This window comes from Serratia sp. TSA_198.1 (assembly GCF_052686505.1).
On sequence record NZ_JBQZFP010000002.1, the window covers coordinates 176,706 to 199,323 of the forward strand.

Sequence of the window (22,618 nt, forward strand, 5' to 3'; positions counted from 1 at the left end):
AATTGAAGCACCAAAAATCCGAAGTTATATAACAAACCAACGGCCTGTCGCGGCATTTCGACTTTTGATAACCGGCCATTGAATTAGAAAAAGTAATGCGAAAAATCAACTGAAATTAGATTATTTCAAATGAAGGGTTATATAAGGAAAAGCTATGGATATAAGGAGCCGCACCGACGCGCTTGAGCGAAAGCCACAGCATTCATTGAGAAGGGATTACAGAGGCCGGAGCGCCAGCCTCTTTCATAAGCCGGTTAAGCCAGCCACTCCGGCAAATCGTTCAGGCCCATTGCCTGGCGCACCAGTTTCGGCTTAACGCCCGGCAGGCTGTCGGCCAGACGCAGACCGACATCGCGCAGCAGTTTCTTCGCCGGGTGATTGCCGTCAAAGAGCTCGCGGAACCCTTGCATACTCGCCAGCATCACGGCAGCGCCATGTTTGCGGCGGCGCTCATAGCGACGCAGGTACAAATGTTGGCCAATGTCCTTGCCCTGGCGTTGCAGGCGCCGCAGTTCGGCGATCAACTCGGCGGCGTCCATAAAGCCCAGGTTCACCCCTTGGCCGGCCAACGGATGCACGGTATGCGCCGCATCCCCCATTAACGCCAAACGGTGCGCGGCAAAGCTGCGCGCGTAACGCCCGGTCAACGGGAAGGTCTGGCGTTCGCTCTCAATCCGACAGGCGCCGAGGCGCAGATCGAACGTCATCGCCAGCTCACGGTTAAATTGCTCCGGATCCAGTTGCTTCAGGCGCTCCGCTTCTTCCGGCGCTACCGACCAAACGATAGAGCACAGATGCGGATCGCTGAACGGCAGAAACGCCAGAATGCCATCGCCATAAAATACCTGCCGCGCCGTCGCCTGGTGCGGCTCTTCGGTGCGAATGGTGGCAACCAGCGCGTGATGACGGTAATCCCAGAAGGTCAGCGGAATATCGGCATGCTGACGCAGCCAGGAATGCGCGCCGTCGGCGCCCACCACCAGCCGTGCAGTCAGCATGCGGCCATCTTCAAGCGTGATAAAGGCATCGTTCTCGCCCCATGCCACCTGTTTTAGCGCCGCCGGGGTGATCAGCGTGACATCGCTCAGGCTTTCCGCACGCTTCCACAGCGCCTGCTGGATCACCGAATTCTCAATGATATGGCCGAGATGACTGAAGCCGCATTCATCGCCGCGAAAGGCGATCTTGCCGAAGCTGTCGCGATCCCACACTTCCATCGCGTTGTAAGCGCTGGCGCGTAGGGCGAGGATTTCGTCCCACACGCCAATATGCTGCAGCAGGCGCTCACTGGCGGCGTTGATGGCGGATACGCGCAGCGCCGGCTGTTCCTGCGGCGGCGTCATTTCCGGTTGCCGGTGCTCCAGCACCGCAACGCGCAGGCCGCTGCCTTGCAGGCCACAGGCCAGTGCCAAACCCACCATACCGCCGCCGGCGATAACCACGTCAAATGATTGCATGCTGCTTAATTTCCTTAAATGACTCGCTGCGCAGCGATTGCGCGGCGTTGCGGGCGCAATCGCTGCGCCCCTGCTTATACACCAGCCTAGCGATCCACCCAACCCAGCGTACGTTTGGCAAAGGCATCGCGCACCGCCGGCAGCTGTTCCATCGCCATCAGACTCAGATTGCGCCCGACCACCAACGGACCGTAACGATTGGCGAACAGCCGGATCAGGCCGTCGGTCACGCCGACCGTCGCCTGCTGATCTTTCTGTCGCCGCTGCTGATAGCGGCTCAGCAGCGCATAGCCACCGGGATCTTCGCCCGTCCGCTCCGCCTCTGCCAGCGTTTCCGCCAGCGACATCACATCGCGCAGCCCCAGATTGAACCCCTGGCCGGCAATCGGATGCAGCGTCTGCGCGGCATTGCCCACCAGCGCCAGCCGATGGCTGACATGCTGGCTGGCGGTCAGCAGACTGAGCGGATAGCTGTGGCGTTTGCCGGTTTTGACGATCCGGCCCAGCCGCCAGCCAAACGCCTGTTGCAGCTCACTGATAAAGCGGGCGTCATCCCAACCATCGACCTCGGCGCGATCTTCACGCGCATGGCACCACACCAGCGAACTGCGGCCCTGAGACATCGGCAACAGCGCCAATGGTCCATAGCGGGTGAAACGTTCAAAGGCACGCCCCTGCGGGTCCTCCGAAGTGGTGACGTTGGCGATGGTGGCAAACTGCGGGTATTCGCTTTGTTGCCACTGTACATTGCAGGCTTGTGCCAGTGCCGAACGCGATCCGTCCGCCGCCACCAACAGTTGCCCGTTGATGCGCCGTCCGTTATCCAACAGCACTTCGGCGCGATCTGCGGTACGCAGCACGTCGACCATCCTTGCCGGGCAGTGCAGCGTGACGCCGGGCGCTTTGGCCAGCAACGCGAACAGCCGTTGGCCGGCGTCATGCAATTCAATTACCTGACCAAGCGCATCGACCTGATAATCTTGCGCATACAAGTTAACAAAGCCGGCGTGGCCGCGATCGCTGACGTGCACATGGGTAATGGCCGTCGCACAATCGCGTAGCGCCGGCCAGACGCCAATACGCGTCAGTTGCTGGCAGGTGCCCTGCGCCAAGGCGATGGCGCGGGCGTCAAACCCCGGATGGCTGCGGTCGTCCGGCCGCGTAGCTTCGATCAGATCAACCGCCATCCTTCCCTGGGTAAGCGATGAGATGGCCAGCGCCAACGTCGCCCCCGCCATGCCGCCGCCAACGATAATTACGCTCATCCGCTTACCTTGCCGCCGCCATCAACGCTTCAATGGCATCGGCGTCTTTCACTACCCCGGCGGTCAGGTTTTCATTGCCGCCGGCGGTGATCACAATGTCGTCTTCAATGCGAATGCCGATGCCGCGATATTGTTCCGGCACGTCGGCGTCCGGTGCGATGTACAGACCCGGCTCGACGGTCAGCACCATACCCGGCTCCAGTTCGCGATCGCGAGCCGGCGTGACGTAATTGCCGACGTCGTGCACGTCCAGCCCCAGCCAGTGGCCCAGCCCGTGCATGTAGAACTGACGGTGCGCCTGTTCGGCAATCAGTTGATCCACGTCGCCTTTCAGGACGCCCAGCTCCACCAGCCCGGTAATCATGATACGCACGACCTCGTCGTTCGCTTCACAGATGCTGGCGCCGGGTTTTAACAGCTCCAGAGCCCGCAGCAGCGACTTCAGCACAATGTCGTACAGGGCTCGTTGCGGTTTGCTGAATTTACCGTTCACCGGGAAGGTTCGGGTGATGTCGCCAGCATAGCCTTTATACTCGCAACCGGCGTCGATCAGCACCAGATCGCCATCGCGCAACTCACTTTCGTTTTCTGTGTAGTGCAGGATGCAGGCGTTTTCGCCGCCACCGACGATGGTGTTGTAAGACGGGTAACGGGCGCCAAGGCGGGTAAACTCATGCAGGATCTCCGCCTCAAGCTGATACTCGAACATCCCAGGGCGACATTTTTCCATCGCGCGGGTATGAGCCAGCGCGCTGATCTCACCGGCGCGACGCATCACTGCCAGTTCTTCCGCGGATTTGAACAGGCGCATCTCGTGCAACCACGGGCGCCAGTCGGTGATGGTTGCCAGCGCTTGCAGGTTCTGACGGAAGCCTTTGCGCAGCTTGTCCAATGCCGAGAACAGGATCTGATCGGCATAGGCGTATTCGCCCTGCGCGTGATAAACCACATCCAGGCCGTTGAGCAGCAGGTGCAATTGATCGTTGATTTCATCGAACGACAGCGCGCGATCCACTCCGAGCTTCGCCGGTGCGGCATCCTGGCCCAGGCGACGGCCAAACCAGATTTCCGCGGTCAGATCGCGCACCCGGTTGAACAACACGCTGTGGTTATGCGTTTCGTCGCTCTTCACCAGAATCAACACCGCTTCCGGCTCGTTGAAACCGGTCAAATACCAGAAATCGCTGTTCTGACGGTAGGGATATTCAGTATCTGCACTGCGCGTCGCTTCCGGCGCAGAGAAAATAATTGCCGCGCTGGCCGGAGCCATTTTCGCCAACAGCGCCTGACGGCGGTTGTTGAATTCCTGCTGAGTCATCACCTTCTCCTGAAATCAATCTGCCTGTGCTCACGGCCTCTACGGGCGTGGTATCGGGGTTTAGTGCAAGGTCGGTTTGGCATTCTCCGGCGCCGTCAGCTTGCGGCGGGTAAATTCGGTATGGCACAAAATAGCCGCCACCCGCACATACTCCACCACTTCCTCCAGAGAGTGTTCCAGTTCTTCCTGATCTTCGTCTTCGTCGTAACCCAGTTGGGCGATATTGCGCAGATCGTCGATCGCCTCACCCACTTCGTCTTTCACCTGAGCCAGTTTCGGTTGCATCATCCCCAACCCGAGCAGGAAATGGTTCACCCACCCGGCCAGCGCGTCGGCGCGATCGAAGACGGTTACCGTTTCGCCTTCCGGCATCATCAGTTGGAACATGAAGTCGTCGTCTTCCAGCGTTTCACGCGTAATTTCATAAAGTTGCTGGAGCGGCAGGTTCAATGCCTGCGGAAAGGCCACGCCTTCGTTAGTCAAATCGTAGACCAGCGTTTGCCAGCCGGCGTCGCGGCTGCCACCGCACAACAGGCCGCTGATCAAACCGTGCATTTCTGCTGCGGTCAACGCCACCGCTTGCTGGTTGAGAGCAACGGTCAAAGATTGGTAACTTGGAAATGTATTCTGTATAGACATGCGCATTCGTCATCGTTGGCAGGATAAGTTCGTGTTATGCTACCACCAAGGTCCATCGCTGTACCAGATAAGCGCGACACCTCAGTGGCTAGTTATAATCGTGATGCGCCAGAAATCACACAGTGCCGGCAAGGGGCAAAATGACGCTAAATACGCATTTTGAAACCCTTTTTTGACTGGTAATGTCTGTCGCGGTAGATTACAACCAGGTACTGAAAAAGGGGTTGTATCTTGGTACCGAGGTATATATAGTGGCGCCCGCTTTGGTGGCTCGGTAAGGGCTAACTGGGGCTGGCGCGAAATTTAGGCAGGAAGGTGGCATGTCTGCACAACCGGTAGATATTCAAATTTTTGGCCGCTCGTTAAGAGTCAATTGCCCGCCAGAACAACAAGATGCGTTGAACATGGCGGCGGACGATCTTAACCAACGGTTGCAAGATCTTAAAGTTCGCACTAGAGTCTCAAATACTGAGCAACTGGTTTTTATCGCGGCATTGAACGTATGTCACGAACTTGCTCAAGAACGGTTGAAAACCCGTGATTATGCGTCCAATATGGAACAACGCATTCGTATGCTGCAACAGACCATTGAACAGGCTTTGCTTGAACAAGGTCGCATCTCTGAACGTCAGGATGCACAATTCGAATAACTTAAGTTGCTGAAATCGAAGGTTTCGGCAATGAGTAAAAAATTTCTCTGAGATGTTCGCCAGCGGGCCAGTCCCCTGAGCCGATATTTAGTACCAACAGAATGTGATGATCCGCGATCGGTGTGCATGCTCGGCCCGCCGAGAAGCCTTAAGATTGCGACAGCACGTTCACCTTGAACCATGGGTTCAAGGGTTACAGCCTGCGACGGCATCTCGGAGATTCCCCCTTCCTCAGCGGTATGTGTGCTGATTATGTCTTTTCAATCCCAATATGCCCAACAGCGGCAGAATATCCGAAACCTAATCCGTCAACGTCGTCGCGCCTTAGCGCCTGAACAACAACATGATTTTGCTTTGCAGATAGCCGATCGTATCGCTGCGCATCCGCGTATTCTGGCGGCGCAGAGCGTTGCTGTCTTCTTGTCGTTCGACGGCGAACTGGATACCGGTCCGTCGATCGAACGGTTATGGCGGCAGGGATTGCAGGTTTATCTGCCGGTTCTGCACCCGTTCAGCGCCGGCAATCTGCTGTTCCTGCGCTATACCCCGGATACGCTATTGGTGAACAACCGCTTTAATATTCTCGAGCCACAGCTCGACGTACGCCACGTATTGCCGGTCGGTGAACTCGATGTGGTGCTGACGCCACTGGTCGCCTTTGACAGCGCAGGCCAGCGTTTGGGGATGGGCGGCGGGTTCTACGATCGCACCCTGCAAAACTGGCAGCTTACGGGCCTCTACCCGATAGGGTTGGCGCATGACTGTCAGCAGGTGGAAAAGGTCCCTGTGGAGCATTGGGATATCCCGTTACCGGAAATCATCACCCCGTCGCAGAATTGGGTGTGGCGGGAGCAGGAATAGAAAAAGGCCGGATTTATCCGGCCTTTTCGTTAACGCGCAAACACTCAGAACAACAGACGGGCGCGAATGGTACCGGCAATCGCCTTCATGCGCTGCAATGCGGCGTCGGCACGTTCGGTTTCCGCTTCGATATCGATAACCACGTAGCCGATTTCCGGACCGGTTTGCAGGTACTGCGCAGCGATGTTCACCCCTTCTTCCGCGAAGATCTGGTTAATCTGCGTCAGCACGCCAGGGCGGTTCTCGTGAATGTGCAGCAGGCGGCTGGCGTTCGGGCCATGCGCTGGCAGCGACACTTCCGGGAAGTTAACCGCCGACAGGGTCGAACCGTTGTCGGAGTATTTCGCCAGCTTGCCCGCCACTTCGTCGCCGATATTCTCCTGTGCTTCCTGAGTGGAGCCGCCGATATGCGGAGTCAGGATCACGTTGTCGAACTCGCACAGCGGCGAGTTGAACGGCTCGCTGTTGGTCGCAGGCTCTTCCGGGAAGACGTCGATCGCCGCACCGGCCAAATGTTTGCTGGCCAGTACATTGCACAGCGCAGGGATATCCACCACGGTGCCGCGCGAGGCGTTGATCAGAATCGAACCCGGCTTCATCAGCGCCAGCTCTTCTGCACCCATCATGTTCTTGGTCGACAGGGTTTCCGGCACGTGCAGCGTCACCACGTCGCTCATATTGAGCAAATCGGACAGATGCCTTACCTGCTGGGCATTACCCAACGGCAGCTTGTTCTCGATGTCGTAGAAAAATACCTTCATGCCCAGGCCTTCGGCCAGGATACCCAACTGGGTGCCGATATGGCCGTAGCCGATAATCCCCAGTCTCTTGCCGCGCGCTTCGAACGAGCCGACGGCCAGTTTCTGCCACTCGCCACGGTGTGCCTTGGCGTTGGCGGAAGGAATGCCGCGCAGCATCAGCAACAGCTCGCCCAGCACCATTTCGGCTACGGATCGGGTATTGGAGAAAGGCGCGTTAAACACCGGAATGCCGCGTTTGGTCGCCGCTTTCAGATCAACCTGGTTAGTGCCGATACAGAAACAACCCACCGCCACCAGTTTTTCTGCGGCAGCGAAAACTTCTTCGGACAGATGCGTACGCGATCGGATGCCGACGAAGTGAGCATCGCGGATGGATGCCTTAAGCGCTTCGGTGTCTAACGCACCTTTGTGATATTCAATGTTGGTATACCCGGCCGCAAGCAGATTATCTACCGTGCTCTGATGAACCCCTTCCACCAACAGGAATTTAATCCTGTCTTTCTCCAATGATACTTTTGCCATTTACCCGACCCTATATTCAGACTTCAGAAGCGGCTGTTATGAAACAGCACGCATCCAACATAACAAAAATAACGCGGGCGGCAATACAAACGATTGCCTGCCCGTCAGTACAAGGCTCAGCGTTGTTGCCGGTTTTTGGCAGAAAATGCCAAAGGGAAAGAAATAGACAGAAGCTTTGTGGAGCCAAGGCTCACAATGTGACATATGTCACCAAATTTGGCGCTTTTAATAAAAGATATTTTAGCCAGTGAATTATGCGGTCGGGCAGGATCCAAGACCGCATACAAGATAAAGGCGCACTCTACGCGCCTCCGTAGCATGGGGTTTATTCAACCACCTTCACGCCGTCAGGCGTACCGACCAGCGCCACATCCGCGCCACGATTGGCGAACAGGCCGACGGTCACCACCCCGGCGATGCCGTTGATTTTGTTTTCCAGCGCAATGGCATCCATGATGCTCAGGTTATGCACATCGAGGATCACGTTGCCGTTGTCGGTCAGCACGTTCTGACGGTATTCCGGCAGGCCGCCCAGCTTCACCAGCTCACGCGCCACATAAGATCGCGCCATCGGGATCACTTCCACCGGCAACGGGAACTTGCCCAGCACGTCCACCTGTTTGCTGGAGTCGACGATACAGATAAACTTGCGCGCGATGGCGGCAATGATTTTTTCACGCGTCAACGCCGCGCCGCCGCCTTTGATCATCTGCATCTGGCGGTTGATTTCATCCGCGCCGTCGACGTAAATATCCAGCGAATCCACTTCGTTGCTGTCGAACACGTGGATGCCCAGGCTTTTCAGCTTGGCGGTAGAGGCGTCGGAGCTGGACACCGCCCCTTCGATCTGGTGCTTGATGGAGCCGAGTGCGTCAATAAAGTGGGCGGCGGTAGAGCCGGTGCCCACCCCAACGATGGTGCCCGGGGTAACGTAATCCAGCGCTGCCCAGCCAACCGCTTTTTTCAGTTCATCCTGCGTCATGATATGTCCATTGCCTCTGTACGAAAACGTGTGCGTATTATAGGGTAAATCGCTATTTTTCACTCCGGCAGGATCACACTTCTTCACCCTAAGCCGCATTTTTAGGCGCGCCGCAGCAAAATAGCTCCGTGATTTTTCCACCTGTAAAACGCCAGAAATGTGGCATAGTGCCAGTATCAATCTAATTTAAGGGATATCTTTCCGATGAAACGCCCAGACTATCGAACGCTGCAAGCGCTGGACGCGGTGATCCGTGAGCGCGGCTTTGAGCGCGCCGCGCAGAAACTTTGCATCACCCAATCGGCGGTATCCCAGCGCATTAAACAGCTGGAAAATCTGTTCGGCCAGCCGCTGCTGGTGCGCACCGTACCGCCGCGGCCGACCGAGCAGGGCCAGAAATTGCTGGCGCTGTTGCACCAGGTGGAACTGCTGGAAGAGGAGTGGCTGGGTAACGACACCGGCGCCGATACGCCGCTGCTATTGTCGCTGGCGGTCAACGCCGACAGTCTGGCGACCTGGTTGCTGCCTGCGCTGAAACCGGTGCTGACCGATTCCCCTATCCGCCTGAACCTGCAGGTGGAGGACGAAACTCGTACCCAGGAAAGGCTGCGCCGCGGTGAAGTGGTGGGTGCGGTGAGTATCCAGCCGCAGCCGCTGCCAAGCTGTCTGGTGGATCAACTGGGCGCACTGGATTATCTGTTCGTCGCCTCGAAAGGCTTTGCCGAGCGCTACTTCCCGAACGGCGTCACGCGCTCCGCGCTGCTGAAAGCGCCTGCGGTGGCGTTCGATCATCTCGACGATATGCATCAGGCTTTCTTGCAACAGAACTTTGATCTGTCGCCGGGCAGCGTGCCTTGCCACATCGTGAACTCGTCGGAAGCCTTCGTGCAACTGGCGCGCCAGGGCACCACCTGCTGCATGATCCCGCACCTGCAAATTGAGAAAGAGCTGGATTCGGGTGAGCTTATCGATCTGACGCCGGGCCTGTTCCAGCGCCGCATGCTGTTCTGGCACCGCTTCGCGCCGGAGAGCCGCATGATGCGCAAAGTGACCGACGCCCTGCTGGAGCATGGCCGCCAGGTTCTGCGCCAGGATTAAATGGAAAAGGTTCGCCGTGGCGAACCTTTGAGGTTGTTGACAAAGTTGTCTTTAGGTCCGAGATACCCCGGCCTGGCGCATCGAAGGGCCATTATGGGGCATGTCCATGCGCCCCCTACGGGCCGAGGCCGTTACTCCCCCTTCGGCACGCTCTCCCCCAATAATCGGCTTTGTCAGTAGCCTGAAAAACCCGTGTTATACCCTAAATAATTGGAGTTGCATCACAACAAAGCCTCGGCTTTGTTGAACAGCGCTTGCTCTGGCCCCAACGGGGCGAGGCATTGCCGAGTTACGCGGCCAGGGCAGGAGTCCCCAGGAGCTTACTCAAGTAAGTGACTGGGGTGACTGCGTGCAGCCAACACAGATGCAGCTTCAAGTATGACGGGTATATTACTGAGCGGCGTTGCGCTGCAACTCGAACACCACATCCACCTGATCGTCAAAGTGAATGCTTTGCTGTTCGTAGGTTTGCGCCGCATCGGTTTCCGCCGCTGCCCCCGCCGATTTATACATGCGCGCTACCGGCATCGGTTGGTAGTTGGCCACATGGTAACGAATACTGAAGACCGGCCCCAGCTTGGCGTTAAAGCCTTTCGCCAAAGAAGCGGCTTGCTGGGTGGCATTCTCGATCGCCTTCTGGCGCGCCTGCTCGCGGTACACATCCGGCTTCGCCACGCCCAGCTCAACTGAGCGGATCTCGTTCAGGCCGGATTTCAACGCGCCGTCCAGCAGCTCGTTCAGTTTATCCAGTTGACGTAACGTCACCTGTACCTGACGTACCGCACGGTAGCCTTTCAATACCGACTCGCCGGTTTTCAGGTAATCATATTCCGGCTGAGTGCGCAGATTGGCGGCGCTGATGTCTTTCTTCTCGATATTGTTTTTCTGCAGGAAATCGAAATATTGCGCCACGCGCTCGTCGACCTGCTTTTTCGCCTGCCCGGCGTCTTTGGAAGAAACGCTGACTTCGATAGCCAGCGTCGCGATATCTGGGGTAGCGTCTACGCTCGAGGTACCCGAGGTGACTACGTGTGGCCCTTCCGGCAACTCCGCCGCCTGCAGCGCCAGAGGCAGCGTCCCTAATCCAACCATTGCGGCCATAGCCAATGCTTTAAGCTTCACAGTGTCTCCTTGATGACAGGCTGTAACTGATTACCGGCCTGACAGCCGGTTCCTTGGCATAAAACGTAGCATATCGCGCGGGTTTTTAAATTCGGATTAGTGACAAATTCTTATAAATTTGCCCCCTGCCAGGCCAGTTGCCCTGCGATGGCCCACATCACCAGCCCCACCAGCGTATTGATAATGCGCTGCGCCAGTTGGGTTTTCAGCCACGGTGCCAGCCAGGAAGCCAACAGGGCCAGCGCGAAGAACCAGACGATGGAGGCGCTCACCGCACCCAGCGCAAACCAGGAGCGCACATCCGGCGTCAGTTGGCCACCCAGGCTGCCCAGCACCACAAAGGTATCCAGATAGACATGCGGATTGAGCCAGGTCACGGCCAGCATGGTGACCACCAGACGCCAGCGGCTCTGTTTCAACTCCTCTGCCGTCGCCAGGGCCAAGTGTCGGCTGAACGCCGTGCGAAATGCGCCCCAGCCGTACCACAGCAAGAACGCCACTCCACCCCAGGTGACGGCCGCCAGCAACAGCGGCGAACGGCTCAATAAGGCGCTACCGCCAAAAATACCGGCGCAGATCAACACGATATCGCTCAATGCGCACAGCGACGCAATCATCAGATGGTACTGACGGCGGATGCCCTGATTCATCACAAAGACGTTTTGCGGGCCAAGCGGCAAGATCATCGCGGCGCTCAAGGCGAAGCCCTGCAGAAAGACAGCTAGCATGGTGTTCCTCACAGAGAAAAAGCGCCGTTCGGGGGGCGCGTGTCGGTCAACACGCGCATCATACGAGGAAGTAATTATTAGGTGAAATTGATATTTCTAATCAAGTATCAGGGATGCTAATACTCAAGCCGGGATCACAAACCCCAATTCCTGGGAAATGCGCTGTGCCGTCGCCAACACCGGCTTGATCAGAGCCTTCACGCCAATCTGTTGCAGTTTGGCGGTCGGCAGCGACACTGACACCGCATAGGGAACCCGCTGCTGGATATCAAATACCGGCGCCGCCACGCAGGACACGCCCAGCTCATTCTCTTCACGATCCATCGCCATGCCGCGCTGGCGGATATCGGCCAATTCCTCATACATCTTCGGCAACTCGGTAATGGTATTGCGCGTCAACGTCTGAATCTCTTGCTGATGGGTTTGCCAATAGTGTTCGGGATAGTCGCTGTTGCCATAGGCCATGAAAATCTTGCCCATCGCCGAGCAATACAGCGGCATATGCTGGCCGATATAGGCACGGGTGCGCATCATGCCGGTGGTCGGCTCCAGCTTGTAGATCAGAATGACGTGGTCATCTTCCCGGCTGGAGAAATTCACCGTCTCCCCCACTTCCAGATTCAGCTGTTCCAGATGCGGCGCGGCAACGTGGATGATATTCAGCGAAGAAAGCGCCTTCTGGCCGATGGAAATAAACTTGGTGGTCAGGCGATAGCTGCCAGGCGACGGCGCCTGAGTCACATAGCCGCTGGTGTGCAATCCCTGCAACAGACGATGGACAGTGCTTTTGTTCATTCCCGCCAGCTCGGACAGGTGCGCCAGCGGGCAGCCATTAGGGAAATTGCTCAGGATCTCGATCAGTTGCAAACCACGGAACAGGCTTTGGCTGCCCAGGGGTTTATCTTTCTTGTCATCTTTCTCGTCGACAGCTTTCAGGCTCATAACGCAATTTCTCCAGTGTCGAGCCGCCGGCCAACGCCACGGCGTGGCAAGCGGACCCTTTGTCGGGAATGTTACCCCAAGGCCCGCATCAGGTGAAGACGGAACGCCGTTTCATTGTCAGCAGCAGGTTAAAAATGCGCAACAATCGGGTAACCCCTGAAGTGAGTTGTCCGTCACAATTCCGCAAAGAGACAAATAACACATTGTTTTAAAACAACAATTAAAATGCCTCTGGCTTTGCTTTAGATCACCGATCGGCATATTATTTTTGAAATTGAATTTCGCATAATGAAATTTAAAGGCGATATAACAACCAGAAGTTCACCCATTTTGCATTGCGCCGATCGCGCATGCCGGACACCAGGGGCGCATCACATGACACCAGACAATGCGGAACAACCCATTCTCACCCTCAGCCATATCGTCAAACGTTTTGGCGGCAACGTGGCGGTCAATGACGTCAGCCTGCAAGTGATGCCGGGCGAGGTACTGGCGCTGCTGGGCGAGAACGGCGCAGGAAAATCGACGTTGATCAAGGTGTTGGCGGGGGTTTACCCGCGCGACGGCGGCGACATTCAGTTTCAGGGAGCCAGCATAGCCTCCGCTGCGGCGATAAAAAGTGACAGCCGCCAACCTATTGCCTTTATTCATCAGGATCTCGGGCTGATCGAATGGATGACGGTAGCGGAAAACATGGCGCTGGTGATGGGCTTCCCGCGCCGTTTTGGCTTGATCGACTGGCGCGCCATCCGCCACCGCGCCGTTCAGGCGTTGCAGGACGTCGGCATCGCGCTGGATCCCGATGCCAGGGTATTCGAACTGTCGCGCACCGAAAAATCATTGCTGGCGATCGCCCGGGCGGTGGCGGTCAATGCCGAATTGCTGGTGCTGGATGAACCCACCGCCTCGCTGCCCGCCAACGACGTGCGCCATCTGTTCGCGGTCATCAACCGGCTGCGCGCCAAAAAAGTCGGCATGATTTACGTCACTCACCGGCTGGATGAAGTGATCGAGATTGCCGACCGGGTGTGCGTAATGCGCGACGGGCGCTACGTGGCCGGTGGCAATACCGCCGACTACACACTGCGCGATCTGGTGCAGATGATCGTTGGCGAAGCCATGGCCGACGATCAGCGCGAGCCGCTGCCGGAACACCGGCCGCCGGTATTGCAGCTCAATAACCTGGTGGTGGGCGATATCGGCCCGGTCAGTTTCAGCCTGCAACCGGGCGAAATGCTGGCGCTGGCCGGTCTGCGCGGTGCCGGGCAAGAGGAGATCGGCCGGCTGCTGTTCGGTCTGCGCCAGGCCGACGGCGGCGAGATCCGTTTTCGTGACCAACCCTATACGGCCGGCAACCCGCAACAGGCGATGGCCTGCGGCGTCTCATTGGTGGCAGGCGATCGTACCGGCGAAAGCCTGGTGATGTCGATGAGCGTGCGTGAAAACCTGTTTATCAATCCGACGGCTTCCGGCCACAAGCTGCTTTCGCGCTACAGCCGCCGCGCGGAAATAGGCGCCAGTTGGTGGAAGGTCCAGCTGTTCGATGTACGGCCCAAGGACGTCAATATCGATATCAGCGCCCTGTCCGGCGGCAACCAGCAGAAAGTAGTGATGGCGCGTTGGATGCACCTGGGCGCACCGCTGCTGATCCTGGAAGATCCCACCGCCGGCGTGGACGTCGGCGCACGGGCGGAAATCTATCATCTCTTAAATAAATCCCTGGCAGAAGGCGTGGCGGTATTGGTTGTCTCCAACGATTTTGAGGAGATCGCCCATATCTGCAACCGCGCTCTGGTGTTTAACCGGGGAAAAGTGGTCGGCGAGCTGAAAAATCAGCAGGTGTCATTCGCCAATTTATTGGAACTGGCCTCCGCCAGCGCCGGGGAAACCCTCGCAACAACGTTAGAATCTGAGGTGGGTAATGTCTAAAACATCGGTTAAATCAACGGCACTTGAGCAAAGGGTCAGCCTGTCGCAAGACGGCGTCGGGCCGTGGCTGATGCAGGTTCTCACCCGCTACGGCCTGCTGCTGCTGTGCGTTGCGCTGGTTGTCCTGTTTTCGCTGATCGCGCCGTCATTCGCCTCGATGTTGACGGTGCAGGCGATCCTTTCCAGCAAATCCAAGATCGCCCTGCTGGCGCTGGCGGCGACCATTCCGATGATCGTCGGCAAAATTGACCTTAACGTCGGTTTCGGCATCGTGCTGTGGCATATCCTCGCCATCACCCTGCAGGTGGAATACGGCTTCTCGTGGCAGATGGCGGTGCTGACGGTGTTGGTCATCTCCGCGTTGTACGGCCTGCTGAACGGCATTCTGGTGGCGCTGGCGGATATCGACAGCTTCGTTGCCACCCTGGGTTCCGGCACCGTGCTGTATGCGATAGCGCTGTGGCACTCCGGCGGGCGCCAGATCGTCGGCGATCTGCCGGACGCCTTTATCGCCCTGCACCACACCGAGATCGGCGGGATCCCGATCGTCGCGTTCTACGTGTTGATCGTCGCCGTGGTGCTGTGGTTGATCACCGAACACACTCCGCTGGGCCGCTGCATGTACGCGGTGGGCGGCAACCCGGCGGCGGCGCGGTTAAACGGCATCTCGGTCAACCGCTTTACTGTCGGCGCCTTTATTGCCTCCAGCGTGTTGACCGGCTTCAGCGGCGTACTGATCGCCGCCGAACAGGGTGTCGGCCAGGCCAGCGTCGGCATGGACTACCTGCTGCCGGCGCTGGTCGGCGCCTTCCTGGGCAGCACCACCATTCGCCCCGGCCGGGTGAACGTCTGGGGCACCGTAGTCGGCATCGCCATTCTGGCTATCGGCATCGCCGGTATTCAGCAGTTCGGCGGCGAGTTCTGGGTCGAGCCGCTGTTCAACGGCGCGACGCTGCTGCTGTCGATCACCCTGGCGGGCTATGCCCAGCGCCGCCGGTTACTCAATCAAAAAGCGGTACAACGCAGCCCGGCCGTTACGGCGGATAAAAATAACCAAAAAGCGATCAATCCTTAACCAGGAGCTCACCCAATGAAACGTCTTTGGATCTTACCGACTACCCTGCTGCTGGCCAGCGCCGCCTCACCCGCCTGGGCCGACGCCTATCTCGATCAGGCCACGGCGGCGGTCGCCAAGGCCACCGCCAGCGTCACCCAGTGGGACGGGCCGACCAGCGGCCCGCAGTTGCAGGCCAACAAGAAAATCATCTTTATCGCTTCGGACATGAAAAACGGCGGCGTGCAGGGCGTGCAAGAAGGGCTTAGCGAAGCGGCGAAAGCCGCCGGCTGGAAGCTGGAAACGTTGGACGGCGGCGGCTCGGTGAAAGACCAGTTGGCTTCGCTCAATCAGGCGATCGCTCAGAAACCGGACGGCATCGTGATCGGCGGTTGGAACCCGAACGTAGCCAAGATCCCGCTGAAGAAGGCCATCCAGCAAGGCATAGTGCTGACCGCCTGGCACGCGGTGCCGGAGCCGGGACCGATCGCCAAATACAATGTGTTCTATAACGTCACCTCAGATTCCAACGAAGTGGCGCGCATCGCCGCCCAATACGCGGTGGTGCAATCCGGCGGCAAGGCCAGCGTGCTGATCTTTACCGATTCTCTGTATCAAATCGCGCTGGACAAGGCCAACGTGATGAAAGAAGAAATCGGCAAATGCAGTGGCTGTAAAGTGGTGGAATTCATCGACACCCCGCTGTCGGACACCTCCAACCGCATGCCGGCCATGACCTTCAGCCTGTTGCAGAAATACGGCGATAAATTCCAGTACGCGCTGGCGATCAACGATTTGTACTTTGATTTCATGGCGCCGGCGCTGAAAACCGCAGGCAAAGGCGGCAAGAACGCGCCTTATAACATCTCCGCCGGCGACGGCTCCATTTCCGCCTATCAGCGCATCCGTTCCGGCGACAGCCAGTCTGCCACGGTGCCCGAACCGCTGAAACTGCACGGCTGGCAACTGCTGGATGAGTTCAACCGCGCCTTCGCCAAGCAGCCACCTTCCGGCTATGTCACGCCGGCGCACCTGGTGACGCGCGACAACATCGCCGCCGACGGTGGCAGCAACAACCTGTATGACCCGCAAAATGATTATCAGGGCCACTACAAAACCATCTGGGGCGTGAAGTAAGCGGAGGTCGGTATGAACGGACTGATGGCTGACCATCAGCTTGAGCGCCTGTGTTCACCGGCCATTTGGGCTGAAGGACCGGTGTGGTTGCCGCAACAGGATGCGGTGGTGTTCAGCGATGTGAAAGGCAACCGCATGTTCCGCTGGTCACGGCAGGGGGAGCTGAGCCTGTGGCGCTCCCCTTCGCACTACGCCAACGGCAATGCCCGCGACGCCGAAGGGCAGGTGGTCAGCTGCGAGCACGGACGCCGCGGCATCTCCCGCACTGAAAGCAACGGTGAAGTGCACATGCTGATCGAACGCGTTGACGGCAAGCGTTTCAATTCACCCAACGACGTGGCGGTGCGCTCTGACGGCACGATTTGGTTCACCGATCCACCCTACGGCATTACCGGCGACGAAGAAGGTTACAAGTCGGAAAGCCAGGTGATCGGCTGCTATCTCTACTGCTTTGACCCGCGCGACGGTTCGTTGAACATTGCCGCCTGCGATCTGCAGCGCCCGAACGGCCTGGCCTTTTCACCGGATGAGTCGTTGCTGTACGTGGCAGATATGTCGATCGTCGATTTCCCGACCCTCGGCCGCAGCGAATTGCGGGTGTATCAGGTCGATGGACGTGAGTTGAGCAGCGGCCGGCGTTTCGCCGCCGTAGCCCCCGGCTTCCCGGATGGCTTCTGCGTAGACAGGGCCGGCAACCTGTTTTGCAGTTGCGCCGATGGCGTGCTGATCTTCGACAGCCAGGGGAAACAGCAGGGAAAAATCGACGTGCCGGAACGGGTCTCCAATTGCACCTTCGGTGGGCCGGACGGCAACGAGCTGTACATTACCGCCACCACCTCGTTATACCGCAGGGTGTTGAATACCCAGGGATAACTGACAGGAGAAGTGAACGCAGAGCGGGCCTGTTCCGCTCTGCTTTGTCACGCCTGAAGCACGTCAACGGCCCAAAAACGTGCCGCCGATCACAAAACCATCAGATTAATTTAACCAACTGTTTTATATAAATAACTTTCTCTTTGCTTACTTTGACTTCACTCAGCCGCAGGTATAGCATTTATTTGAAATGCAATTTCGCATATTGAAATTTAACGAACGTAAAACACGCAAATACGCCGTAACGGAGAGCCCGCATGAGAGTGAGTTACACCGATCTGAAACAGCAATTCAAACGCGTACTGCTGTCGCGGGGCGTGGCGGAAACCACCGCTGACGACTGCGCCGGCATGTTCGCCGACACTTCTGCCAGCGGCGTTTACTCCCACGGCGTTAACCGGTTTCCGCGCTTTATTCAGCAGCTCGACGCAGGCGATATCGTGCCGGACGCCGAACCCAGCAAGCTGCTGTCGCTGGGTGCAATCGAACAATGGGACGCCCATCAGGGCATCGGCAACCTCACCGCCCGCAGGATGATGGATCGCGCCATGCAACTGGCCGATAGCCACGGTATCGGCCTGGTGGCGCTGCGCAACGCCAATCACTGGATGCGCGGCGGCGGTTACGGCTGGCAGGCGGCGGAGAAAGGTTATATCGGCATCTGCTGGACCAACTCGATAGCCGTGATGCCGCCGTGGGGCTCCAAAGAGTGCCGCATCGGCACCAATCCGCTGATCGTCGCGGTGCCGGGCAACCCAATCACCATGGTGGATATGTCGATGTCGATGTTCTCCTACGGCGCGCTGGAGCTGAACCGGCTGGCCGGCAAAACGCTGCCGGTAGACGGCGGCTTCGACAACGACGGCCAGTTGACGCGCGATCCGGCCACCATTGAAGAGAACCGCCGCATTTTACCTATGGGTTACTGGAAAGGATCGGCGCTGTCGATTGTGCTGGATATGATCGCCACCCTGTTGTCCGGCGGATCCTCGGTGGCGGAGGTGACCGAAGACAACCGCGATGAGTACGGGGTATCCCAGGTGTTTATCGCCATTGAGATCGAGCGCCTGATCGACGGCAATACCCGCGACGAAAAGCTGCAACGGATCATGGATTACATCACCAGCGCCGAACGCGATAACCCGGAAGTCGCCATTCGCCTGCCGGGCCATAAATTCCCGCGCATCCAGGCGGAAAACATGCGCGACGGCATTCCGATCGATGAACGCGTCTGGGCGCGCATTCAGGCACTGTAACAGGAGAACCGCCATGATATTCGGTCATATCGCCAATACGGCATCCGAACAGTACCCTGCGCCGGTCGCCAACGCCGTCGCCTATTTGCAGAATACCGATTTCAGCGCCCTGCCCGCCGGGCGTTATGAAGATCCCGCCACGGGTTACGTGGTGCAGGTGCTGGATCTGCACACTCAACCGCCGGACGAACTGCGGCCCGAAGTACACCGCAAGAACGTAGACGTACAGTTTCTGGTCAGCGGCACCGAATTGATCGGCGTAGCGGCAGATCGCGGCGATAACCCGATCCATCAGGAATTGCTGGCACAGCGCGACATCATTTTTTATCAGGACGTCGCGGACGAATCCTGGCTCACAATGCGCCCCGGCAATTTCGCGGTATTTTTTCCGCAGGACGTTCATCGTCCGGCCTGTATTCATCAACGGCCCTGCGCTATTCGCAAAGTGGTGGTGAAAATACCGCTGGCGTTATTTAACGCCCAATAAGCAACACCGAGTTTATAACCCTGAACAACACGGGCCTGCGGGCCTGTGTAGACGCCCCTACGCCTTAACACCACTAAATGACTCTACAGGTGTATATATGAATACAGCCTCTGTTTCTGTCACCCAAAGCCAGGCGATCCCCAAATTACGCTGGTTGAGAATAGTGCCGCCTATTCTTATTACCTGCATTATTTCCTATATGGACCGGGTGAACATCGCCTTCGCCATGCCCGGCGGCATGGACGATGAACTGGGCATCACCGCCTCGATGGCCGGGTTGGCCGGCGGTATTTTCTTTATCGGTTATCTGTTCTTGCAGGTACCCGGCGGCAAGCTGGCGGTGTACGGCAACGGCAAGAAATTCATCGGTTGGTCGTTGTTGGCCTGGGCGGTGATTTCCGTGCTGACCGGGCTGGTCACTAACCAGTATCAATTGCTGTTCCTGCGCTTCGCCCTCGGCGTTTCCGAAGGCGGCATGCTGCCGGTGGTGCTGACCATGATCAGCAACTGGTTCCCGGACAAGGAGCGCGGCCGCGCCAACGCCATCGTCATCATGTTCGTGCCGATCGCCGGCATCCTTACCGCACCGCTGTCCGGCTGGATCATCACCGCCTGGGACTGGCGCATGCTGTTCCTGGTCGAGGGCGCGCTGTCGCTGGTCGTGATGGTGCTGTGGTATTTCACCATCAGCAACCGTCCACAAGAGGCCAAATGGATTTCGCAGGCGGAAAAAGATTATCTGATCAAAACGCTGCACGATGAACAGTTGCTGATCAAAGGCAAAACGGTGCGCAACGCCTCGCTGCGTCGGGTGCTGGGCGACAAAATCATGTGGCAGTTGATTCTGGTGAACTTCTTCTACCAGACCGGGATTTACGGCTACACCCTGTGGCTGCCGACCATTCTCAAGGGGCTCACCAACGGCAATATGGAGCAGGTCGGGATGCTGGCTATCCTGCCCTATATCGGCGCCATCTTCGGCATGCTGATCATTTCCACCCTCTCCGATCGCACCGGCAAGCGCAAAGTGTTCGTCGCACTGCCGCTGGCCTGCTTTGCCATCTGCATGGCGTTGTCGGTGCTGCTGAAGGATCACATCTGGTGGTCGTACGCGGCGCTGGTGGGCTGCGGCGTCTTTATCCAGGCCGCCGCCGGGGTGTTCTGGACCATTCCGCCCAAGCTGTTTAACGCCGAAGTGGCCGGCGGCGCGCGCGGCGTGATCAATGCACTGGGCAACCTCGGCGGTTTCTGCGGCCCCTATATGGTCGGCGTGTTGATCACCTTGTTCAGCAAAGACGTCGGCGTTTACAGCCTCGCGGTGTCGCTGGCCATCGCCTCGGTGCTGGCGTTGATGCTGCCGAACAGATGCGACCAAAAAGCGGGGGCCGAATAATGGACTATTGGCTGGGGCTGGACTGCGGCGGCACCTTTATCAAAGCCGGCCTGTATGACCGGAATGGCGCAGAACTGGGCATAGCCCGCCGTACGCTGGACATTGTCGCGCCGCAACCCGGCTGGGCGGAACGTGACATGCCCGCGCTGTGGCAGACCGCCGCCGAGGTGATCCGCGAATTGCTGGCCCGCAACGACATTGCCGCCGCTGATATTCAGGCCATCGGCATCTCGGCGCAGGGTAAAGGCGCGTTTTTGTTAGACGCGCAAGGCCAACCGTTGGGTAACGCCATGCTGTCTTCCGACCAGCGCGCATTGGCGCAGGTGCAAGAGTGGCAGAAACAGGGCGTACCGCAGGCATTGTACCCACAGACGCGGCAAACGTTGTGGACCGGCCACCCGGTCTCGCTACTGCGCTGGGTCAGGCAGCACCAGCCGGAACGCTACCGCCGGATTGGCAGCGTGTTGATGGCGCACGATTACCTGCGTTACTGCCTGACCGGCGAGCTGGCCTGCGAAGAAACCAATATCTCCGAATCCAATCTGTACCAGATGAGCGGCGGGCGCTATGACCCGGCGTTGGCGCAACTGTTAGGCATCGGCGACATCATGCCCGCCCTGCCGCCGATCGTTGGCTCCGCCGAGATCGCCGGGCGGGTGAACGCCGCAGCAGCCGAGACTACCGGATTATTGCCGGGAACGCCGGTGGTTGGCGGGTTGTTTGACGTGGTCTCTACCGCGCTGTGCGCCGGGTTGCAGGATGAGACGCGGCTTAATGCGGTGATGGGCACCTGGTCGGTTACCAGCGGCATCACCGACAGCATCACCGAGGGTTTCGACCATCCCTTTGTCTATGGCCGCCACGCCGAGGCGGGGAAATACATCGTGCACGAAGCCAGCCCCACCTCAGCCGCCAACCTGGAGTGGTTCTGCCGCCAATGGGGGCTGAGCGACTACACCCAACTCAATGACTGGGTCGCCGCGCTGCCCAAGGCCGCCAGCAGCCTGCTGTTCGCCCCCTTCCTGTACGGCTCCAACGCCGGTCTGGGGCTAAGCGCCAGCTTCCACGGCCTACAGGCCTTCCACCAGCGCGAACATCTGGTGCAGGCGATCTACGAAGGCGTGGTGTTCTGTCATATGACCCACCTTAACCGCATGCGGCAACGCTTCCCGGCGGCTAAAGCGTTGCGCGTCACCGGCGGCCCCGCCAAATCGGCGCCCTGGATGCAGATGTTCGCCGACGTCAGCGGCCTGCCGGTGGAACTGCCGCAGGTTGAGGAAACCGGCTGTCTGGGTGCCGCAATGGCGGCCATGGTCGGCAGCGGCGCATTCCGTGATTTCACCGCCGCCCAGTTGGCGCTGGCACCGCGCATCGAACGGGTGCTGCCGGACACCGCAACCGGTGAGGCCTATGTTCGAAAACACCAAGGTTATCAGGCGCTGATTGCGGCGTTGCAAGGGCTGCAATCCGGCCACCAGGAGGTTCCATGAGCAATAAACCGCGCCTGCAACTGGCGCTCGACCATACCCGGCTGGAGGCCGCCCTGCAGACGGCAGAACGCCTGCAATCGCACGTCGACATCATCGAGGCCGGCACCATTTTATGCATCAGCGCCGGTATCCAGGCGGTGAGCGCACTGCGTGAGCGCTGCCCGCAGCATACGTTGGTGGCCGACCTGAAAGTGGCCGATGCCGGTGGCACCCTGGCGCAACAGGCCTTCGGCCACGGTGCCGACTGGATGACGGTGATCTGCGCCGCACCTTTGGCCACCATGGCCGGCGCACTGGAAGTGGCGCAGCTGCATCAGGGGGACATTCAGATTGAGCTGTTCGGCCGCTGGACGCTGGACGACGCCAGACAGTGGCGCGAGCTCGGCATCCGCCAAGCGATCTACCACCGTGGCCGCGACGCGCAGGCCAGCGGGCAAACCTGGGGGCGGCAAGATCTGGATCTGATGAAAGCGCTGTCGGATCTGGGCATCGAGCTGTCGGTCACCGGCGGTATCACCCCGGCCGATTTACCGCTGTTCAAAGATATCGCCGTGACCGCCTTTATCGTCGGTCGGGCGCTGGCGGAGGCTGCCGATCCGCTGGCCGCCGCCGGTCAGTTCCGTTCCGCCATTGATGACATATGGAGAGGTTGAT

Annotated in this window: 21 protein-coding genes and 1 other RNA gene; 13 read left to right on the forward strand and 9 right to left on the reverse strand. The window is 58.6% G+C overall.

Features of this window, described 5'->3' with window-relative positions; all coding sequences use genetic code 11:
- Positions 1 to 254: 254 nt before the first annotated feature.
- From ubiI to ACUTSW_RS12230, 4 genes are all read right to left on the reverse strand, one after another.
- A complete protein-coding gene (gene ubiI, locus ACUTSW_RS12215) occupies positions 255 to 1,457 on the reverse strand; it encodes an FAD-dependent 2-octaprenylphenol hydroxylase (protein ID WP_445584530.1) in 1,203 nt (400 codons plus the stop codon).
- Between the two features lie 86 nt (positions 1,458 to 1,543).
- Positions 1,544 to 2,722, reverse strand: a complete 1,179-nt coding sequence (gene ubiH / locus ACUTSW_RS12220; RefSeq protein WP_445584531.1) for a 2-octaprenyl-6-methoxyphenyl hydroxylase — start codon at positions 2,720 to 2,722, stop codon at positions 1,544 to 1,546.
- A 4-nt stretch (positions 2,723 to 2,726) separates the two neighbouring features.
- Complete coding sequence (gene pepP / locus ACUTSW_RS12225) at positions 2,727 to 4,040, reverse strand: Xaa-Pro aminopeptidase (protein WP_445584532.1); 1,314 nt, start codon at positions 4,038 to 4,040, stop codon at positions 2,727 to 2,729.
- Between the two features lie 60 nt (positions 4,041 to 4,100).
- Entirely contained in the window at positions 4,101 to 4,679 is a 579-nt protein-coding gene (locus tag ACUTSW_RS12230; RefSeq protein WP_445584533.1) for a YecA/YgfB family protein, read from the reverse strand.
- A 320-nt stretch (positions 4,680 to 4,999) separates the two neighbouring features.
- Here ACUTSW_RS12230 and zapA point away from each other — a divergent pair, with 320 nt between their 5' ends.
- From zapA to ACUTSW_RS12245, 3 genes are all read left to right on the forward strand, one after another.
- Positions 5,000 to 5,329: a cell division protein ZapA gene (gene zapA, locus ACUTSW_RS12235; protein ID WP_004931621.1), complete on the forward strand. Its 330-nt coding sequence runs from the start codon at positions 5,000 to 5,002 to the stop codon at positions 5,327 to 5,329.
- Positions 5,330 to 5,370: 41 nt separating this feature from the next.
- A non-coding RNA gene (gene ssrS, locus ACUTSW_RS12240) (6S RNA) lies at positions 5,371 to 5,553 on the forward strand.
- Positions 5,554 to 5,581: 28 nt separating this feature from the next.
- Positions 5,582 to 6,190 (forward strand): 5-formyltetrahydrofolate cyclo-ligase, encoded by a 609-nt coding sequence (locus ACUTSW_RS12245; protein WP_445584534.1) that lies wholly within the window; start codon positions 5,582 to 5,584, stop codon positions 6,188 to 6,190.
- A gap of 44 nt (positions 6,191 to 6,234) precedes the next feature.
- Here ACUTSW_RS12245 and serA read toward each other — a convergent pair whose 3' ends face one another.
- Both serA and rpiA read right to left on the reverse strand, forming a co-directional pair.
- Positions 6,235 to 7,473, reverse strand: a complete 1,239-nt coding sequence (gene serA, locus ACUTSW_RS12250) for a phosphoglycerate dehydrogenase (RefSeq protein WP_062868532.1) — start codon at positions 7,471 to 7,473, stop codon at positions 6,235 to 6,237.
- A gap of 325 nt (positions 7,474 to 7,798) precedes the next feature.
- Positions 7,799 to 8,455 carry a ribose-5-phosphate isomerase RpiA gene (gene rpiA / locus ACUTSW_RS12255; protein WP_006327765.1) on the reverse strand — a complete coding sequence of 219 codons (657 nt, stop codon included), beginning with the start codon at positions 8,453 to 8,455 and terminating at the stop codon, positions 7,799 to 7,801.
- A gap of 204 nt (positions 8,456 to 8,659) precedes the next feature.
- Between rpiA and ACUTSW_RS12260 the strand changes: the two genes are divergently transcribed.
- Positions 8,660 to 9,553 (forward strand): LysR family transcriptional regulator ArgP, encoded by an 894-nt coding sequence (locus ACUTSW_RS12260; protein ID WP_006327766.1) that lies wholly within the window; start codon positions 8,660 to 8,662, stop codon positions 9,551 to 9,553.
- 390 nt (positions 9,554 to 9,943) lie between these two features.
- On the opposite strand, the gene ACUTSW_RS12265 is transcribed toward ACUTSW_RS12260, so the two are convergent.
- The 3 genes from ACUTSW_RS12265 to ACUTSW_RS12275 all read right to left on the reverse strand — a co-directional run bounded on the left by ACUTSW_RS12265 (position 9,944) and on the right by ACUTSW_RS12275 (position 12,345).
- Entirely contained in the window at positions 9,944 to 10,675 is a 732-nt protein-coding gene (locus tag ACUTSW_RS12265; protein WP_004952521.1) for an oxidative stress defense protein, read from the reverse strand.
- A gap of 110 nt (positions 10,676 to 10,785) precedes the next feature.
- On the reverse strand, positions 10,786 to 11,403 hold the full coding sequence (argO, locus tag ACUTSW_RS12270) for an arginine exporter ArgO (protein WP_062868534.1): 618 nt from the start codon (positions 11,401 to 11,403) through the stop codon (positions 10,786 to 10,788).
- A gap of 123 nt (positions 11,404 to 11,526) precedes the next feature.
- Positions 11,527 to 12,345 carry an IclR family transcriptional regulator gene (locus ACUTSW_RS12275; RefSeq protein WP_004952526.1) on the reverse strand — a complete coding sequence of 273 codons (819 nt, stop codon included), beginning with the start codon at positions 12,343 to 12,345 and terminating at the stop codon, positions 11,527 to 11,529.
- Positions 12,346 to 12,720: 375 nt separating this feature from the next.
- Here ACUTSW_RS12275 and ACUTSW_RS12280 point away from each other — a divergent pair, with 375 nt between their 5' ends.
- The 9 genes from ACUTSW_RS12280 to ulaD all read left to right on the forward strand — a co-directional run bounded on the left by ACUTSW_RS12280 (position 12,721) and on the right by ulaD (position 22,617).
- Entirely contained in the window at positions 12,721 to 14,274 is a 1,554-nt protein-coding gene (locus tag ACUTSW_RS12280; protein ID WP_062868536.1) for a sugar ABC transporter ATP-binding protein, read from the forward strand.
- Complete coding sequence (locus ACUTSW_RS12285; RefSeq protein WP_006327768.1) at positions 14,267 to 15,349, forward strand: ABC transporter permease; 1,083 nt, start codon at positions 14,267 to 14,269, stop codon at positions 15,347 to 15,349. The genes ACUTSW_RS12280 and ACUTSW_RS12285 overlap by 8 nt, the downstream gene beginning before the upstream one ends.
- Positions 15,350 to 15,364: 15 nt before the next feature.
- Positions 15,365 to 16,465: an ABC transporter substrate-binding protein gene (locus ACUTSW_RS12290; protein ID WP_062868538.1), complete on the forward strand. Its 1,101-nt coding sequence runs from the start codon at positions 15,365 to 15,367 to the stop codon at positions 16,463 to 16,465.
- Between the two features lie 12 nt (positions 16,466 to 16,477).
- Positions 16,478 to 17,338 (forward strand): SMP-30/gluconolactonase/LRE family protein, encoded by an 861-nt coding sequence (locus tag ACUTSW_RS12295; RefSeq protein WP_445584535.1) that lies wholly within the window; start codon positions 16,478 to 16,480, stop codon positions 17,336 to 17,338.
- Between the two features lie 257 nt (positions 17,339 to 17,595).
- On the forward strand, positions 17,596 to 18,594 hold the full coding sequence (yiaK, locus tag ACUTSW_RS12300) for a 3-dehydro-L-gulonate 2-dehydrogenase (RefSeq protein WP_445584536.1): 999 nt from the start codon (positions 17,596 to 17,598) through the stop codon (positions 18,592 to 18,594).
- Between the two features lie 13 nt (positions 18,595 to 18,607).
- Entirely contained in the window at positions 18,608 to 19,081 is a 474-nt protein-coding gene (locus ACUTSW_RS12305) for a YhcH/YjgK/YiaL family protein (RefSeq protein ID WP_197929681.1), read from the forward strand.
- A gap of 97 nt (positions 19,082 to 19,178) precedes the next feature.
- Positions 19,179 to 20,474 carry an MFS transporter gene (locus ACUTSW_RS12310; RefSeq protein ID WP_013814412.1) on the forward strand — a complete coding sequence of 432 codons (1,296 nt, stop codon included), beginning with the start codon at positions 19,179 to 19,181 and terminating at the stop codon, positions 20,472 to 20,474.
- Positions 20,474 to 21,964, forward strand: a complete 1,491-nt coding sequence (locus ACUTSW_RS12315) for an FGGY-family carbohydrate kinase (protein ID WP_445584537.1) — start codon at positions 20,474 to 20,476, stop codon at positions 21,962 to 21,964. The genes ACUTSW_RS12310 and ACUTSW_RS12315 overlap by 1 nt, the downstream gene beginning before the upstream one ends.
- Positions 21,961 to 22,617, forward strand: coding sequence for a 3-keto-L-gulonate-6-phosphate decarboxylase UlaD (gene ulaD / locus ACUTSW_RS12320; protein WP_445584538.1), 657 nt, complete (start codon positions 21,961 to 21,963; stop codon positions 22,615 to 22,617). The genes ACUTSW_RS12315 and ulaD overlap by 4 nt, the downstream gene beginning before the upstream one ends.
- Position 22,618: the final 1 nt, after the last annotated feature.

Coding starts and splice junctions, on each gene's coding strand:
- rpiA (WP_006327765.1), bottom strand. CDS start 8,455: ATGACGCAGGATGAACTGAAAAAAGCGGTTGGCTGGGCAGCGCTGGAT.
- ubiI (WP_445584530.1), bottom strand. CDS start 1,457: ATGCAATCATTTGACGTGGTTATCGCCGGCGGCGGTATGGTGGGTTTG.
- ACUTSW_RS12290 (WP_062868538.1), top strand. CDS start 15,365: ATGAAACGTCTTTGGATCTTACCGACTACCCTGCTGCTGGCCAGCGCC.
- yiaK (WP_445584536.1), top strand. CDS start 17,596: ATGAGAGTGAGTTACACCGATCTGAAACAGCAATTCAAACGCGTACTG.
- ubiH (WP_445584531.1), bottom strand. CDS start 2,722: ATGAGCGTAATTATCGTTGGCGGCGGCATGGCGGGGGCGACGTTGGCG.
- ACUTSW_RS12230 (WP_445584533.1), bottom strand. CDS start 4,679: ATGTCTATACAGAATACATTTCCAAGTTACCAATCTTTGACCGTTGCT.
- ACUTSW_RS12275 (WP_004952526.1), bottom strand. CDS start 12,345: ATGAGCCTGAAAGCTGTCGACGAGAAAGATGACAAGAAAGATAAACCC.
- ACUTSW_RS12285 (WP_006327768.1), top strand. CDS start 14,267: ATGTCTAAAACATCGGTTAAATCAACGGCACTTGAGCAAAGGGTCAGC.
- ulaD (WP_445584538.1), top strand. CDS start 21,961: ATGAGCAATAAACCGCGCCTGCAACTGGCGCTCGACCATACCCGGCTG.
- ACUTSW_RS12310 (WP_013814412.1), top strand. CDS start 19,179: ATGAATACAGCCTCTGTTTCTGTCACCCAAAGCCAGGCGATCCCCAAA.
- ACUTSW_RS12260 (WP_006327766.1), top strand. CDS start 8,660: ATGAAACGCCCAGACTATCGAACGCTGCAAGCGCTGGACGCGGTGATC.
- serA (WP_062868532.1), bottom strand. CDS start 7,473: ATGGCAAAAGTATCATTGGAGAAAGACAGGATTAAATTCCTGTTGGTG.
- ACUTSW_RS12315 (WP_445584537.1), top strand. CDS start 20,474: ATGGACTATTGGCTGGGGCTGGACTGCGGCGGCACCTTTATCAAAGCC.
- argO (WP_062868534.1), bottom strand. CDS start 11,403: ATGCTAGCTGTCTTTCTGCAGGGCTTCGCCTTGAGCGCCGCGATGATC.
- ACUTSW_RS12280 (WP_062868536.1), top strand. CDS start 12,721: ATGACACCAGACAATGCGGAACAACCCATTCTCACCCTCAGCCATATC.
- ACUTSW_RS12305 (WP_197929681.1), top strand. CDS start 18,608: ATGATATTCGGTCATATCGCCAATACGGCATCCGAACAGTACCCTGCG.
- ACUTSW_RS12245 (WP_445584534.1), top strand. CDS start 5,582: ATGTCTTTTCAATCCCAATATGCCCAACAGCGGCAGAATATCCGAAAC.
- pepP (WP_445584532.1), bottom strand. CDS start 4,040: ATGACTCAGCAGGAATTCAACAACCGCCGTCAGGCGCTGTTGGCGAAA.
- zapA (WP_004931621.1), top strand. CDS start 5,000: ATGTCTGCACAACCGGTAGATATTCAAATTTTTGGCCGCTCGTTAAGA.
- ACUTSW_RS12295 (WP_445584535.1), top strand. CDS start 16,478: ATGAACGGACTGATGGCTGACCATCAGCTTGAGCGCCTGTGTTCACCG.